The organism is Zavarzinella formosa DSM 19928, assembly GCF_000255705.1.
Taxonomy (GTDB): Bacteria; Planctomycetota; Planctomycetia; order Gemmatales; family Gemmataceae; genus Zavarzinella; species Zavarzinella formosa.
The window spans coordinates 227,369-241,641 of sequence record NZ_JH636450.1; the positions used below are offsets into that span (position 1 = coordinate 227,369).

The 14,273-nt window shown below is 61.1% G+C and carries 20 protein-coding genes; 7 read left to right on the forward strand and 13 right to left on the reverse strand.

Annotated elements, in window-relative coordinates; all coding sequences use genetic code 11:
- Positions 1 to 74: 74 nt before the first annotated feature.
- Positions 75 to 1,271 carry an L-2-hydroxyglutarate oxidase gene (gene lhgO, locus BGIM_RS0142355; protein WP_020475652.1) on the reverse strand — a complete coding sequence of 399 codons (1,197 nt, stop codon included), beginning with the start codon at positions 1,269 to 1,271 and terminating at the stop codon, positions 75 to 77.
- 100 nt (positions 1,272 to 1,371) lie between these two features.
- On the opposite strand from lhgO, the gene BGIM_RS0142360 reads away from it, so the two are divergent.
- The 7 genes from BGIM_RS0142360 (at position 1,372) to BGIM_RS0142390 (ending at position 5,938) form a co-directional block, all read left to right on the forward strand.
- Positions 1,372 to 1,881: a hypothetical protein gene (locus BGIM_RS0142360; RefSeq protein WP_020475653.1), complete on the forward strand. Its 510-nt coding sequence runs from the start codon at positions 1,372 to 1,374 to the stop codon at positions 1,879 to 1,881.
- 157 nt (positions 1,882 to 2,038) lie between these two features.
- A complete protein-coding gene (locus BGIM_RS0142365; RefSeq protein ID WP_052640250.1) occupies positions 2,039 to 2,467 on the forward strand; it encodes an acyl-CoA thioesterase in 429 nt (142 codons plus the stop codon).
- A gap of 122 nt (positions 2,468 to 2,589) precedes the next feature.
- Entirely contained in the window at positions 2,590 to 3,159 is a 570-nt protein-coding gene (locus BGIM_RS59305) for a hypothetical protein (protein ID WP_157369838.1), read from the forward strand.
- Between the two features lie 61 nt (positions 3,160 to 3,220).
- A complete protein-coding gene (locus BGIM_RS0142375; protein ID WP_020475656.1) occupies positions 3,221 to 3,598 on the forward strand; it encodes a hypothetical protein in 378 nt (125 codons plus the stop codon).
- 333 nt (positions 3,599 to 3,931) lie between these two features.
- Positions 3,932 to 4,552, forward strand: coding sequence for a hypothetical protein (locus BGIM_RS0142380; protein ID WP_020475657.1), 621 nt, complete (start codon positions 3,932 to 3,934; stop codon positions 4,550 to 4,552).
- Positions 4,553 to 4,654: 102 nt separating this feature from the next.
- On the forward strand, positions 4,655 to 5,167 hold the full coding sequence (locus BGIM_RS0142385; RefSeq protein ID WP_020475658.1) for a hypothetical protein: 513 nt from the start codon (positions 4,655 to 4,657) through the stop codon (positions 5,165 to 5,167).
- A gap of 42 nt (positions 5,168 to 5,209) precedes the next feature.
- Positions 5,210 to 5,938, forward strand: a complete 729-nt coding sequence (locus BGIM_RS0142390) for a hypothetical protein (RefSeq protein ID WP_020475659.1) — start codon at positions 5,210 to 5,212, stop codon at positions 5,936 to 5,938.
- Between the two features lie 92 nt (positions 5,939 to 6,030).
- On the opposite strand, the gene BGIM_RS0142395 is transcribed toward BGIM_RS0142390, so the two are convergent.
- From BGIM_RS0142395 to BGIM_RS0142450, 12 genes are all read right to left on the reverse strand, one after another.
- The gene (locus BGIM_RS0142395) at positions 6,031 to 6,528 is read right to left on the reverse strand and encodes a hypothetical protein (protein ID WP_020475660.1); all 498 of its coding nucleotides are present in this window, start codon (positions 6,526 to 6,528) and stop codon (positions 6,031 to 6,033) included.
- A gap of 57 nt (positions 6,529 to 6,585) precedes the next feature.
- Positions 6,586 to 7,047, reverse strand: coding sequence for a hypothetical protein (locus BGIM_RS0142400; RefSeq protein ID WP_020475661.1), 462 nt, complete (start codon positions 7,045 to 7,047; stop codon positions 6,586 to 6,588).
- A gap of 226 nt (positions 7,048 to 7,273) precedes the next feature.
- Positions 7,274 to 7,861 carry a DUF7079 family protein gene (locus BGIM_RS59310; RefSeq protein ID WP_020475662.1) on the reverse strand — a complete coding sequence of 196 codons (588 nt, stop codon included), beginning with the start codon at positions 7,859 to 7,861 and terminating at the stop codon, positions 7,274 to 7,276.
- Positions 7,852 to 8,709 carry an Imm1 family immunity protein gene (locus BGIM_RS0142410; protein ID WP_020475663.1) on the reverse strand — a complete coding sequence of 286 codons (858 nt, stop codon included), beginning with the start codon at positions 8,707 to 8,709 and terminating at the stop codon, positions 7,852 to 7,854. Before BGIM_RS0142410 ends, BGIM_RS59310 begins: the two co-directional genes overlap by 10 nt.
- A gap of 68 nt (positions 8,710 to 8,777) precedes the next feature.
- Positions 8,778 to 9,176: a hypothetical protein gene (locus tag BGIM_RS0142415; RefSeq protein ID WP_020475664.1), complete on the reverse strand. Its 399-nt coding sequence runs from the start codon at positions 9,174 to 9,176 to the stop codon at positions 8,778 to 8,780.
- Between the two features lie 157 nt (positions 9,177 to 9,333).
- Positions 9,334 to 10,263: a hypothetical protein gene (locus BGIM_RS0142420; protein ID WP_020475665.1), complete on the reverse strand. Its 930-nt coding sequence runs from the start codon at positions 10,261 to 10,263 to the stop codon at positions 9,334 to 9,336.
- Positions 10,264 to 10,284: 21 nt separating this feature from the next.
- Positions 10,285 to 10,665 carry a 4Fe-4S dicluster domain-containing protein gene (locus BGIM_RS0142425; protein ID WP_020475666.1) on the reverse strand — a complete coding sequence of 127 codons (381 nt, stop codon included), beginning with the start codon at positions 10,663 to 10,665 and terminating at the stop codon, positions 10,285 to 10,287.
- A 179-nt stretch (positions 10,666 to 10,844) separates the two neighbouring features.
- Positions 10,845 to 11,426 (reverse strand): DUF6891 domain-containing protein, encoded by a 582-nt coding sequence (locus BGIM_RS55445; RefSeq protein ID WP_020475667.1) that lies wholly within the window; start codon positions 11,424 to 11,426, stop codon positions 10,845 to 10,847.
- A gap of 108 nt (positions 11,427 to 11,534) precedes the next feature.
- A complete protein-coding gene (locus tag BGIM_RS0142435; protein WP_157369839.1) occupies positions 11,535 to 12,044 on the reverse strand; it encodes a hypothetical protein in 510 nt (169 codons plus the stop codon).
- Between the two features lie 36 nt (positions 12,045 to 12,080).
- Entirely contained in the window at positions 12,081 to 12,464 is a 384-nt protein-coding gene (locus tag BGIM_RS0142440; RefSeq protein WP_020475669.1) for a hypothetical protein, read from the reverse strand.
- 108 nt (positions 12,465 to 12,572) lie between these two features.
- A complete protein-coding gene (locus tag BGIM_RS67585) occupies positions 12,573 to 13,307 on the reverse strand; it encodes a hypothetical protein (protein WP_029631810.1) in 735 nt (244 codons plus the stop codon).
- A gap of 349 nt (positions 13,308 to 13,656) precedes the next feature.
- A complete protein-coding gene (locus tag BGIM_RS0142450; RefSeq protein ID WP_020475671.1) occupies positions 13,657 to 14,109 on the reverse strand; it encodes a hypothetical protein in 453 nt (150 codons plus the stop codon).
- Positions 14,110 to 14,273 lie beyond the last annotated feature (164 nt).

Consider the following 14,273-nt stretch of genomic DNA (forward strand, 5'->3'; position numbering starts at 1 on the left):
CGGCCAAAGAATCAGCTAGAACGAAATTGGGTGAAGAGTTCTCTGTGCGAGAACTCTTTTTTTCCACACATCTTTCAAGAGAAACGCACGGCGAGGCGGTCCACGATGGTTTCGCCAATTTGGAGCGAAGCGGTCGCGGCCGGGGACGGGGCGTTGCACACGTTCACCACACGGTCGGCTTCTTGGATCAGGAAGTCGTCCACCAAGCCACCGTCCGGGGAAACCGCCTGGGCGCGAATCCCGGCGGGGGCCGATTCCAAATCGTTGGCCGTGATCTCTGGCACGAGGCGTTGCAGCGCCCGCACAAAAGCCTTCTTGCTAAGGGACCGCCACATTTCGCCCATGCCCATCTTCCAATGCTTCAACGCCATGCGGACGAAGCCTCGATAGGTCAGCGATTCAAACAGGTCGCGCGGATTGACGCTGAAGAACTTGTAGCCTTCGCGCCCGAAGGCAAGCACCGCGTTCGGGCCGCATTCCACGGAACCGTCGATCATCCGGGTGAAGTGGACGCCGAGGAACGGGAACGCCGGGTCCGGCGTCGGGTAGATCAGGTTTTTGCACAGGTGATGTGCGGAGTGCTTCAACTCGAAATATTCCCCCCGGAAGGGGATGATCTTCGCCGCCGGTTTTTCGCCGGTCAGTTTTGCCACGCGGTCCGAATGCAAGCCGGCGCAGTTCACCAGTTGGCTGGCTTCGTAATCCCCGGCCGTGCTTTGCACGGTCACGCCGTCCGGGTGGTGCTTCACTCCGGTGACGCGCGCCCCAAGGACGACTTCCCCGCCGGATTCCCGCACCCGTTCGGCCAACCGTTCGCAGACCTGTCGATAGTTGACAATCCCGGCCTCGGGCACATGGATCGCCTTGATCCCGGCCGCGTGCGGTTCCAGTTCCTTCAGCCGTTCTTTCCCGATCATGGCGCAATTGATACCGTTGGCGACGCCGCGATCATAGATTCGTTGCAATGATTCCAGATCTTTGTCATCAATGGCGACGATCACCTTGCCGCAAATCTCGTGGGCGATTCCCTCGGCCGCGCAGAAAGCCTCCATCGCCTTCTTGCCCGCCCGGCAATTGATGGCCTTCAGTGAGCCGGGCTTGTAGTAGATGCCGGAATGCAACACGCCGGAATTATGCCCGGTTTGATGCTCGGCCACCCTGGCTTCTTTTTCCAGCACGACGACCCGCTTGCCGGGCAACCGCTTGGTGAATTGGTAGGCCGTCGCCAAGCCAACGATCCCGCCACCGACCACCGCCAAATCAAACTTCATGAGAACCCCCGTTGACACATGCGGATTTTTTACGATTCGACACGCGGGGTGCAAGTCGCCGGGTCTTGTTGGCGATTCCCGGAGGGTTTAACATGACTCAATGAACTCCAAATCCGTTGACATCCGGCAAAATCTCCTCGTCGACCGGCTGGCCGAACTGGGGCCGGGAACGCCGAACATGGCCGTCAAACCCTTGCTGGCCGGCCTGACTCCCGAGGATGTCGTTCCGGGCCACACCAACCCGGCGATGGCCCGCGCCTGTCTGTCAGCCCTTTGGCTCCTTCACGATTTTCTGGATGAATCCCACACGATCAGCCAGGAGATCGACACCCCGACAGGCTCCTACTGGCACGGCATCATGCACCGCCGCGAACCCGATGCTTTCAACAGCAAGTATTGGTTCCGGCAAGCGGGGAACCACCCCGTCCTCGCCCAACTTCGGGAGAAGGCGCCGACCGTCGGCTATCAATTCACCGATCCCTTCGCCTTCATTGATTTTGTGGAGCGAGTGCGGGACACCGGCAATCCCGATGAGGAGACCGCCAAACGGGTGCAATTTCTCGAATGGCGGCTTCTCTTCGATTGGTGCCAGCGGGAAGCCGCCAAGTAGTAAGTAGTGTCCGGTAAATCGGTCGGAGAGGCCCGGCGGCCGCATCGTCATGAAGGGCGAGAAGGTGCAATAGCGATTGATCTCTGAGTCAACATCCGGGGGAGACGGCGTGAGCAACGGTCAACGGGAGATTACGCTTCGTTTTCTGGCGGAGCCGATGGATGTCAATTTTGGCGGGAAGGTCCACGGCGGCGCCGTCATGAAATGGATCGACCAGGCGGGCTATGCCTGCGCCGTCGGGTGGAGCGGCAGCTACTGCGTCACCGTCTACGTGGGGGGCATCCGCTTTCTCAAGCCGGTGCTGATCGGGCATATGGTTGAAGTGAAAGCCAGGGTGATCCACACCGGCCGCACCAGCATGCACATCGCCGTTGACGTGCGGGCCGGAGATCCTCGCGGCGGCGAACGCACGCACACGACGCATTGCGTCATCATCTTCGTCGCCGTCAACGACAAGGGGGAAACCGTGCCCGTCCCCTCTTGGACGCCCGAGACGGAAGAGGACCGGTCGCAGGAACAATACGCCAAGCGTCTGATGGAATTACGCAAGAGCATCGACGACGAGATGCGGCAACACTTGGGATGAGTCACGCCGCGAAAGGGAGAAGGCCGCGCGTTGCGGCGGGACAAGGCCCCCCGGCACTGGTTGATGGTTCAGGATGCCGCCCGACGGGTGCCGGAATTTGCGCTTTGGCGGCGGAGGACGCGGTGACACGCTGGTATCAAGTTGTGCTGATCGGCTCGACGATTCTCGGTTCTTGGCTGGGGATGCAGGCAATTCACGAATCGGGTCATGTCCTCGGGGCGTGGGTGACCGGCGGCCGCGTGGCTCGTGTGGTCCTCAACCCGCTGACTATCTCCCGAACAGACCTAGCCGACAACCCTCGCCCGTTGGTCGTCGTGTGGTCCGGCCCGTTGATCGGCGTCGCGGTCCCGCTAATCGTCTGGGGTGTCACGGCCGCGATTCGCATGACTTGGGCCTTCTTGCCGCGGTTCTTCGCCGGGTTCTGCCTGCTGGCCAACGGGTTGTACATCGGTGTGGGGGCGTTCGACCGCGTCGGCGACTGCGGTGAAATGCTCAAGCATGGTTCGCAGCCGTGGCATTTGTGGTTGTTCGGCGCGGTGACCGCGCCGACCGGGCTGTGGCTGTGGCACCGCCAGGGGCCTCGCTTCGGACTGGGATCGGCCAACGGACAGGTCGGCCGTGGCGTCGTTTATGGCAGTCTGATCGTGTTCCTGGCTTTGCTTGCTCTTGGATTCATGATCGGGGGCGAGTAACCGATTGTGTTCCCCGGCGGGACAGTCGACCGCGGATAACTGGTAGCAAGGAGGCAAGCCAATGGGATTGATGAGTCTGATCTGGGTGGCGCTTTGGTCGGCGCCGGTCGATCAAGAATTGGCCGGGCGTGTGGCCCGTATCTTTGCACCGAGGGCCGTTGTCGAGGAAGTCGCCCGGTCGGCCCGCCGGTTCGCCGGTCCGCCGACGTGGGCCGTCGCCGGCGTCAAGGGGATGACCCCGGCCCAAGTGCGGCGATATCTGGGGGCGCCCAATGACGTGACCCCCGCCGGGCCGAACCGCGAAACGTGGCGTTATGCGGCCGGATCGGATGGCGGCCGCATTAGGTCGGTTTACTTCATCATCGCGGGGGGCGTCGTCGAGGGGACGTACTTCGGGCAGGTGTCGCCCAGTCCGGGCGGTCTGCTGCTCGAGTTCTAAAGACACGCCGAAGAGTTCCGCAAAAATGTGGCGGTTTAAAGGTCAAATCCCCAAAGGCTGATCGGCGGGGGTGCCAATCCGTCGGACCATTTGAAAACGCGGTCTTCTCGCTGGCGCGTTTTGGGTTTTCAAGGTTGGTTTTGGTGTTGACGAGCCGAGCAGCGTGAACTTTCGGTGGTTGAGCCGCCTCCCTTTTACTCAGCCGGACTTAAACCGTGGCTCAGGCGACTTCCCCGCCGGAAGCCACCCGGCAGCTTACGCTGCTCGGCTCGCCAATACCAAAACCAACCTTGAAAACCCAAACCCCAACTTCAAAAGCAAGGAGCAAGGCGGATGGGAGTGGACATTTACGGATATGCGGAGGCATTGGTCGCCGGACGGTGGGCGTTTGTCGGGCGAATGGTTCCGAACCCCGATCGTGAGTACGATGCCGACGAGCCGGAACTGATGCCGGAGCAGTTGTTCCACTCTTATCACAAGGAACTGGCGGCGATCCTGACCGACTCCGGCAATCCCATCCGGTCGAGCGAGCCGTATGTGCCGATCGTGCCCCGTCGCGGCTTCCCGGCCGATCTGTCACCCGAACTGGCCGGCTGGCTTTCGCGATACAAAATCGAGGAATGGCACTCCGGCAGGCAGTGGTTCTTCCCGACATGGTTCACGGCCCGCGAAGCGGCCGGGTTCGGGTGGACGAAGCGAATCATGCGCCGACGGGCGTATGTCGCCCCGCAGGCGGCTCCGCTTTTCGCGGGTTGTCCGCGCGGGTTCCCTTGGGATCACTGGCCGGCCGATGTGCCGGTCAGCTACGCCGGGTGGAGCCGCGACGGGATCGAAGTCGAATGGCTGGAGACGTATGCCGAGATCGTCCCCGAGTTCGTCGGACAGGTTCTTCCGCAATTCGTCCGTCTGGGACCGCCGGATCAAGTGCGGATGGTCGTGGTGGCCTTGTGGTAGGGCCATGACTTGGCCGCGGATTTTGGCGGACGACATGATCAATTTGCTTGAGGCTGAACATCGGTGTTCGGCAGTGGAAATGATCCTCCGGGTAACTCTCACATGATCGAGGATGTGGCAATTGCAAGTGTCCGGGAGCATATTGCCGAGACCCGCGCCCAATGCACCCGGTTACAGGATTTGGAGGCACGGCAAGCGGGCACGGGGGTCGCCGAACTCCGTCGCATGGCGGAGGCCGATGACGAGACCGTCTTCGACCTCTGCCGGTTGCTGTTCCGGCCCCGAGATCAACCGCTCCGGGATCGGTGGAGCGTTGCCTGGATGTTGCTTGGCGGGGCGGAGAACACTGCCTGTCCTCACTCTCCCTTCTATGTCTTTCAAGGCGTCCCGTTCAACATTACCCTCGGACTCGAACACATGGGTTTGGTCGAACCGGCCGGCCATTACCTGTCGTATTGCTTGGAAGACGGCGTGTGGAATGACGAGCCATACCAAAATCTTGGCCGGGATCAGTTGCTGGCCGCCGCGTCCGGGCTGGCGGATCACGGCCCTTGGTCCCGGCCGCTTCGCCTCTACGAACGCGACTGGCTGATGGCGCAGGTTCCGTTGATATGAACAAGGTTCCGGTGCCGGAACGTGAGCAGGAGTGTGATGCACATGCGTGATCTGCCGCCCGACCCCGTCCGTGACGCCAGTTTTCCCACAATCGGGCAGTTGCGCCGGGGCATCTTGCTCAACTGCATCGCCCGCTCGTTCTGGCTTGTCGCTCACGAACCGGCTTTCGAGATGGAATGCGATGGAGACACCTATTTCGGGGCCAACGGCGAAGGCGAGCATTGGGCCGTGTCATTCCCCGAAGGCGGGGCGGTCGCCGTGTTCTTTTCAAGCGAGTCTTCCCGGAATCCGTTCCCGGACGGAAGGCCGCCCTACGATCAATCTTGGTATTTCCGGGGAATGCCCGGCCACTTGGAACCGGCTCGTGATCGCGCCCTCTCGCACATGTATAACCTCGACAACCAGTGTCGGAGCCCGGCCGGGGCGGTCATCACCGCCGCGATGTGGGCGATCGGCGAGCAGTTCACGGCGGTCGAGCCTTGGAAAGATGTGTTCGACCACAGCCTTTGGGTGCTGCGCGATTATCTTCTGCCGCCGGAGGAAGCCCTGCGGGAATGGTGGCAGGGAACGGACATGCCGGATCTCATCCGGCGCGCGGCTTGGGCAATTTACGAACGGCGAGTCGCCTCCGCCGCCCCTGTCATCCCGCTAGAGCAGTGGGAGTGGGAGATGTTTGTCGAGGCCGCCGGCGGCGATCAGGGGAAGGTCGAGTCCGTCGAGCATCTGCTAGGTGACTTGGGAATCACGCTTGAACCGCATATCGATGGGTAACCATTTTTGACAGGCGGAGGGCCGGGTCGGGTGGCCTGTTGGCGCGGGAAGCAATGGCGTGGGTCAGGCGATTCAGAATAGCGTTTGGAGCTTCAAATCCACCGGTGCGGGTCTTTTCCAAGCGGCACGCCCGCCTTTCGGAGCAAGCGGTCCAGCATTCTCTTCGGCCCCGAGCCGACAGGAACCATCCCGCCCCACACGCCGTCTGGTCCGATGACCTCCAGCCATGAACACCAGAAGCAGGCGAGCAGATCGACTTCCTGGCCCTGTGAAGCGACCCGGATGCCATGTGTCGCGTTGAAACACTTCGGCCCGCCGTCGCTTGCCTGATTGGCGGCAATCATCTCGGCGGCGATCCGGGCGCGGGTGGCCGCACACTCGACGGAGACCGATCCAAGCACCCGCCAATCGTGAAAATTCCCGGGAATGTCGCCAGCGGGGCTGGACGGGTCAAGCGAGTGGACGATCATCGTCTCGGCGCCCTCAAGAACCTTCCTCGCGGCCTCCGGGATCAGCCGCTTTGGACGCGAGGCCAGACGGATCGGAGATTTTTCCGTCCGGCCGAACAGTCTCGCCACCCATTGAAACATCGTTTTATCCTTGAGAATTGATGTGCCCCGGTGACGCGAGAATCAGGCGGTTTGGCCTCACGTCGGCTCGGCATCGGCCTCGAACCTGATATAGAGCAGCACCTGGGCGGGGGTGACGCCGGTTTGCTCCGCAAGGGCGACGGCGATCAGTTCCGGCGGGTCGCCCCGGCCGAGGCAGAGGACGATCTCGCCGTTGAACGGGGCCAGCAGCGCCCGGATCTCGTCGGTCAGGCGCGGCCGGCCGGCGTCGTCGGGGACGGGGGGCAGGTTGAGGGCGGCGAGGTACTGGATCAGGTTGGTGACCAGAAACAAGGGTGTCAGAAAGAGCGAGAGAACCCCCCACCATCCGAGGGTCAGGCTGACCAGTGTGTATTGCTTGAACGTCGCGGTGATGCAACGCCGGCACAGGTGGCCTTCCGTCGAGTGCGAAATGCGGAAGAACAGCAAGCCGATGTTCTGATGGAGCATCACCTCCTGAGTCGGGGCGTCGATCCCACACAATTGACAGGTATGCATCATTCGCGAACGTCCCCTTTGGCTGCCTCGCCTGTGGCGGACAGGATTTTCGCATTCCGTCGCACGGGAGCTGACAGGCTCTTCGACAATCTGGCAAAGCTATCCGACCCTAATCCGCCTGTCAAAACCATTTCCGGCGGATTCAAGCGTGCGTAAGCCGGGAGCAGGGCCGCCAAGCCACTTGACTCTCATTAGAATGCGAGAGGCTTGCAAATCACTCGGCCACCAGTTATCTGAAGTCCGGCGGCAAGTGGCGGCACACGGCCTCCCAATCTTTCCGCACCCACCGGGCAATCTCGGGCGAGTCGGCTGCCGTCGGCCAAGGGCTGACGCTAAGAATCCTGGCCTCCAGCCAGTCTTCCGGGAACGGGGTCCATTCCCCACACGGGTGTCGGCGGTTCCATTCGACGGCTGGAAATACCTCGTCCCAGAGGATGGCCCGAACCCCGGCCGGGGTGTAAATCGAATCCGCCACCCGCGAGGCCACAAACGGATAGGTTCCGTCAACCTCCGAGTCTTGGTCCAGAAACAGGTCGCCAAGGGCTGACCAGAGCGGCCGCCGCCATCGCAGCAACCGGCGGCCAACCTGCTCAGTCCAGTCGGGATTGATGCCGGGCCGGAGTTCACGCAGACAGACGCGGACGGACGGCCACAACCCCACGGCTTCCGGCGTCTCCAAAATCATGAGCAATCGCACATACTCCCCGCGAGGGTCGTTGCCACTGTCAAGCCAGTCGGCGAACGCCAACACGGGCGCCATGTCTCCGGAGGCCGCGTCAATTGCCAGCAGGAATGCAGCTTCGTTTATCAACGCCATTCCAACTCCCAATGCACACATTGAGGCAGCCGGCCGGTTTGGAAGAACTCCAAGGCGGCTTGGGCGGCCAGTTCGCGCGGGATGGTCCGGCTGGCGGAAAACTCAAGGTCGATTCCGCATCCGCACAGGAATACTTCCTCCGATTCCGGAGGACCGTCGTATTCCAAGTCGCGAGTGTACAGCCCGCCGTCGGACGGGTGACGCAGGTACATGAGCCAGCCGCGCGAGGCGTTGGTGTGGACGGTGAGCGAATCCTCCTCGTAGCGCGTCATGGACAGGTGCGAGAACTCTTGGGAGGATAATTGGCCTGCCAGCCGCTCGAACGCCGTCAGGTCGTCGGCCGCGATGCGGTGGCTATTGTGATTAATCTCGACCAGCCACCCCGGATAGCCGCCGAGCTTGAGCCACATCTCGCGGGGCAATTTATGGGTGAGGGAGAAATAGGCGGCCCATCCCGGCTGGCCGTCGCTCGTGCGCCCATTGGCGAGGGCGCCCAAGTGGGCCTCGCCGGCATTGAAGAACAGGTCGTCGTCCGTGGGGCGGATGAAGATGTGATGATCCCTGAGCTTCCGGATCTTTTCGCCGGACCGGTCCCAGACATCTTGCACTTTCTCCGGCAGCCAATCATCCTCGCTGACCGGTGTGCGGCCGGGTTTCGGCCGCCACGCGACGTTCGACGGCGACGAGACATCCGGCCCGTCATCGGCGTGCCCGACCGTGACAAAGCAAAGCACCACTGACGGCAGAACGAGAAACTGCCCCTCGCAAAACGACTCCGGCGGCTCCCCGGCCCCGAACGCCGCGATCGCGTCGTTCGCCGAATACCATTGGTGAAGTGTCGGCGCCATGAATCACCTCTTTGTTGCCGAAAAGACAATGTGCGATGACTCCGGTGGTCTGATGGCACGCAACCAGTTCACTCGTCGTCATCGGTCTGGAAGGTTGACGACTCCCCGGAGACGACAACCGTTGCCGGGTCGCTGATTGCCTCGTCCATCCCGAAGTAAACGAGGTCGCCCAGCGCCAGCGAGAACACCCGCTCCCCGGCGCGGGCCAGTTCCCGCGCGAGCAGTTCGCACCGTTCCCGTTCCTCGCCCTTTTCTCGTAGGCGCTTGCGGAACCGGCTGATGTCTTCCTCCCGCCCGGAGTACGCCGCGCCGGACAGACAGGTCGTCAACGCCCGTTCGATGCTCCGCTCATCATCGAGCAGGGCCATCGCTTTGACCTTCGCGCGAGGCGAGAGTTCCTCGCCGACATAATGGAACAGCCAGCCGTTACGCTCGCCCCGCTCGCCTTGCATGTAAGTGAAAGCCATCTGATTCCCCGAATGCTGTGGATGAGCGCTCCCCGTTTGGGGAGCTTGAAATCGCGACGCCCACAGACACCCGGACGCGGTGGTTGGTTCGGTGGCGTCACTTCGGAGGGAACCTTGGTTCGATGTCTTGGAGCGAGGGGTTGAGGATCGTTGTCCCTCATTCCATGTCCGTGACGTTCAGTCGCCGCCATTCTGTCGGCTGGCCCGATTCGAGATCGAATCGCATCTCGACGGCGAAGGTTAGCCGGGGCTTGCCGCCGTCACTCGAAACCCTGATGAACGGGGGCGGGGCGCTTTTCCGGGGAACCTCGGCTTCCAAGTCCAGACAGTGGTTTTTGTGGCCGAACGTCGCCAGTTCCACGTATCCGAATCGTTCCTCTCGGCGCACGACTCCCTGTTGGATCTGGCTCAGGTCGAGGTATTGGATTTTCCAAGATCCGTCGTCACCCCAGTGACAGCCCCAGACGAAGCCAAAGTTCCCGTTGGGCCACTCATGACCGGTTTTCCAATGCTCGCTTCCGGGGATGATCGACCCGTCGTTCACGTCCCACCAGTCCGGCACATAGAAGCCGACCGGGCAAAAACCGGCTCCGCTGTCATCGGTCTCCTCGGCGATCACTTCGCCGGTCGCGAGGTCCAGCACTGCCGTTCTTGTGTAATCGCGCGAGATCAGGGCGAACTCTCGCCCTCCTTGTCGGAACGGCTCAAATGTTTGCAGCAGGGAGTAATATCGTTCGTATTCGCAAATCTTCTCGGGAGCGCCTTGCGGGCCGGCCCGTCGAAAGACCTCGACAATGGTTGAGTCCCAAGCCCCCGGTTGGTTTGCTTTCGTTGTGCCTCGGACAGCAAACTTGTCCCGAGGCTTCGGAAGCGGGGGAATCTCGAAATCAGTCTCGACGGCTGCCTCGCGGATGACGAAGCCCCGGTTGTGATATTGCTCCGCCCAATTGCGCCCGTTCATTTCCCGCAGGCGAAGCGCCGCGATCTCGGCCTCGGCTTCGGCGACGGAGCGGAAGGCCCCGAAGTAGTATTCCTTCTCGCGGCCTTCGTGAAGGGCATAAACGCGATAGACAATCTCGCCACGCATTGGGAAATCTCGCGAACCAGTTCAGGCTCCCGGAGCCTTGGCCAGCGTGATCGCCTTCTCCGGGCAGGCGGTGACGCACAAGCCGCAGGCGTGGCAACTGTCCGGGCGAACGACAAACGCCTGTCGGCCGCCGTGAACCCAGACCTTGAACCGGGTCAGCAGTGGCAACGCCCCCCGTTCCCCCGGCGTCAGCTTTCGGATCTCGAACACATCATACGGGCAGGCCTCCACACACGGTCCTTTGTCTTCGCACCGGCGAGGATCGACAACCGGCACAACCCGGCCGGGTGCTTCGTCACAAGTCGAATGCCCGGCCGATGTCTGCTTCATTCGATCCGCCTCGCTCATGTCGAAAGACGAGGCGAATTCGCCCCGCACATCACTCCGTTGGCCAACAATCATTTGGCCGCACTCGTCCATATCGTCAGGCTAACCCGCCCCGTCATCGGTTGTCAAAGCCTTTCCCGGCGGATTCCCGCCCGCCCGCTCGCAAAGGCCATCGGGGCAAACAGGCGATCCGTGTTAATTATCAACAGATCAGCAAATAATGATGTGTCCTGAAAACACGCCCGTCACGTTCGTCATTGCGAATTGTCCGGCCTGCCTCGTCTCCGCCATTTGATGCCTTTGACCAACAGCCGCGTCTTGATCGAGCCGTCCCACTCGACCACGAACCCGGCCGACTCGAATTCGCCCTTGATGCGGCGGCCGACCTCGACTCCCCTGGCGTCATCGCCGTCGATGTCCCCGAACGTCAGAAACAGATCGCCTGTTTCAATGACTCCCTCAAGGTCCTGGCCGTGATAAAAGCAGTATCCGTCGATGCCCGACTCTTCGCCGCCATCTTCGTGGTAGAACTCGGCCACGTCGGACGTCCCGTCGGACTGGGTGTAACCGGCGTTATGCAAGGCCAGAATGCCGTCGTCATGAAGCGCGCCGAAGACCGCGTCGAGCCGATCGCAATCGCTGACCTCGGGCCAGCTTGCTTCTTCGGCTTGCTTCAGACGGAATCCCTCGGCGATCTCACGCCGGAGCCAACCTGGATCAATCTCGTTCTGCCAGAAATGTGATTCGGAGATAATCTCGAATATCTCATCCTCATCGGGGAACCCCGACCAGACATGGCGGTGAATGGCCTCGCGGGCGATGGCTTTATTGTCCATTGAGACATCCTCTATTGCCAGGCATTCGCTCCGTGGCCGAACCTGGCAAACATCAGAAAACACATGCAAAACCAAGATGCCGCCGATCAATGACCAAGGCGGGGGCAATTACTCCGGGAGTGGCAAAAACGGCTCCAGGCAATCTCCGATCTCGCAACCCCAGAAAGTGAACGGGTGAGTTTCTTCATACGTCCTGCAAGCCTCGTCGACGGAATAAAGCCATTCCTCAAAATCAGCAATCGGGCCTGGTTGTTTAGGCGTCGCAAGCCAGCGTTCGCAAGCGTTGGCCAGCGTCTCCACACGGCAGTTAATGTATTGCAACTCTTTTTCCATGCCTGTTGGCCGAAGCCAGAGTCGCCCGGCAATGTCCATGACCATGTGGCCACGGCAAAATGGCTCGACCACTTCACGAATTAGCTTCCCAATGTCCGGCCTCAAAGGCACTTCATCGAAGTCGAAGTATGTCTTCGCCCAAGGATCGTTTCGCACAAAAATCCGCATTGGCGATGACCTTTGCCGCTGAGTTTCCATGGGTGGAGCAATTGCCATTGTATTTTGCCGGCAGATGATGGCGTCCTCTCCGGTCAGGCGACCCCGTCCTGCCACATCAGCCGTCAATTTTCCGGCTGTTTAAATTCGGCTGATTTCGGCGTTTTATGGCTCGAAACCATACGAGGAGAGTTGGGCGAAGCTGAGTTCAAAGACTTCGTCGTCGGCCAGATGACTGACCAAGAGACGCAGTCGCCGAAGTTCGGCCTCCAACTCGAATATCCGTTCGCATATCTTGCGAACCTCTTCCATTTGCTCGCCAGAGATATCGGTCTCCGGATACAACGGGGTCGCATCCGACGGGTTCCGACGCCGGACTCGGCCGCCGATGGCCCGAATCAATAGCGAGCGAACCATCACGCGATCATTGAGAAATTCGTCCAGCGCATGATCTCGCCGGGCAAGCCGCCCTTGAAGGCGCTCGATCCGTTTGGAGACTGCTGCCTTCACCTCCCGCCCCGTCTTCTTAAACCGCAGGCCCTTCGTCATTTACATATCCTCCCTTGGAATCGTCCCGCGGAGCAATCGGGGCTCCATCGCTTCCGACTCCGGTCACCGAGCCGTTGACAGCCTCTTTCGCCTAATGATGGATCGAGGCTACTTCTTGCCCAACATCAAATCAACCACCCAACACCCCCGGACGTGAGGCCCCGGTCCCCGGCAGTGGGCCAGGATGTCGGCGTCTTCACAGCCGGCGTCTTCGAGGGCGTCGGCGAGGATGGGGAGGCGGTGGAAGGCTGATTCTTCGTAAATGCCTTGGGCGATGGCGGGGATGGTCCCGGCGTCCCATGTCAGCCAGGCCGGGTCGAGGGCGGGGGGACGGAAGAGGTTGCCGAAGATGTCGTGGAGGAGCAACACTTGCGGGCCAATTTCGGCGTCAGAACCGGGTTCGTTGGTGGCAATGGCGACGACGCCGGCCGCCCAGCCGCCGATCATGTGCCGCATGCGGGCGCCCGTGTCCTCGGGGCGGGTCAACTCCTTCGCCATCGCCAGCCCCATGATGGTCAGCATGTCCGGCGGCGGTTCTTGCGGATTCAACTCTCGTTGAATCTGGTCGAAGGTTGGAAGTTGTGAGATGGCGAACAATCCTCCCGGCGCGTCGGCGGCGGTTTCGGCCAAGTCGATTGCCCGGCGGCAGAGATCACCCGGCAACAAATGGACGACCCGCCGGGCGCACGCCACCATGAACAACTGGACTTTCCGGGCGGTGATCCCCGAGAAGCCATCAAGAATCAATCCCGCCATCCCGGTTCCGAGACTGTGCGGGTCTTCGCTGGTCAGCCACATTTCCTCGGTAAACCATGAGGAGTATGTCTGTTTCCTGGCGGCCATGTTTTCGCCCCCCCCGTCTGATCAATCGTAGTTCCGGCATGACCAAGTTTCGAGCTTGAGAGGATTGCCCGCGGCCGCCCAAGCAGCCCTTGAGTGTCTGGCCGGGGTTGATTGTCAATGACTGAGAGAGGGCTGGAATCCTCCGATGACTTAAGCCCGTGAAAATGTGACAGCGAACTCCGGCCTCTGTTTGGGGCGAAAACCGTCAACGCGGTTTGAGGCGAACGAAGGGTGTGGCGTGCCCGGAAGATTGGGCACGCCAGCGGCACCGTGGTCGCCGCAAAGAGGTTGCTCGTCAGGGGTGGAAAAAGCCGGTTTCGTGCCGTTCGCGGGGCATGCCGTTCGCGGGTCAGTCCTTTTTCGGGGCCGCTTTCTTGAGATGTTCGGCCAGCGGGATCGAGAGGTAGTACCACGTCAGCCCCAACCGTTTGCCATCAAGGCTTGATGTCCGGAGCTGAATCTGCGCCCGTTCGGCCAGTTCCTTTTTCAAATGAACCGAGGCCACCAGTTTCCCGTCAACCTTCTTCGCGGCCATTGACAGCGAGAGATCGGCATAACCGGTTTCGTCCTGGCTTGGAATGTGCAAATCCACCGAGTTTAGCGGTGTCAGCCGGCCTTCGTCGGCGATGGTCAGCGTGATGCTCACCCGGCCATTGCCGTGATCCGTCACCGACACGTCGTATTTCAGCTTGAGTTGCTCTTTCGTTTCGCCAAGCTGAAAGCCCAAGGCCCCCGCGGGATTTGCGGAAAGAAAAATGCCGGCGACCACCAGCAAAGGCAAACAACACGTTCGCGCGTTCATGACCGGTCTCCTCGTCGGGCGGGGTTGACAATAATGCCCGTTTGTTAGACGACCGATGACCGCTTTTGTTTGCCGGTCCCGGCCTTGGTGTTGATGGTATTCGCCCCAAGGGGCAATGTTTTGAAGTTGCGCTTTTTGAGGTTTGGGTTTTCAAAGGTTGGTTT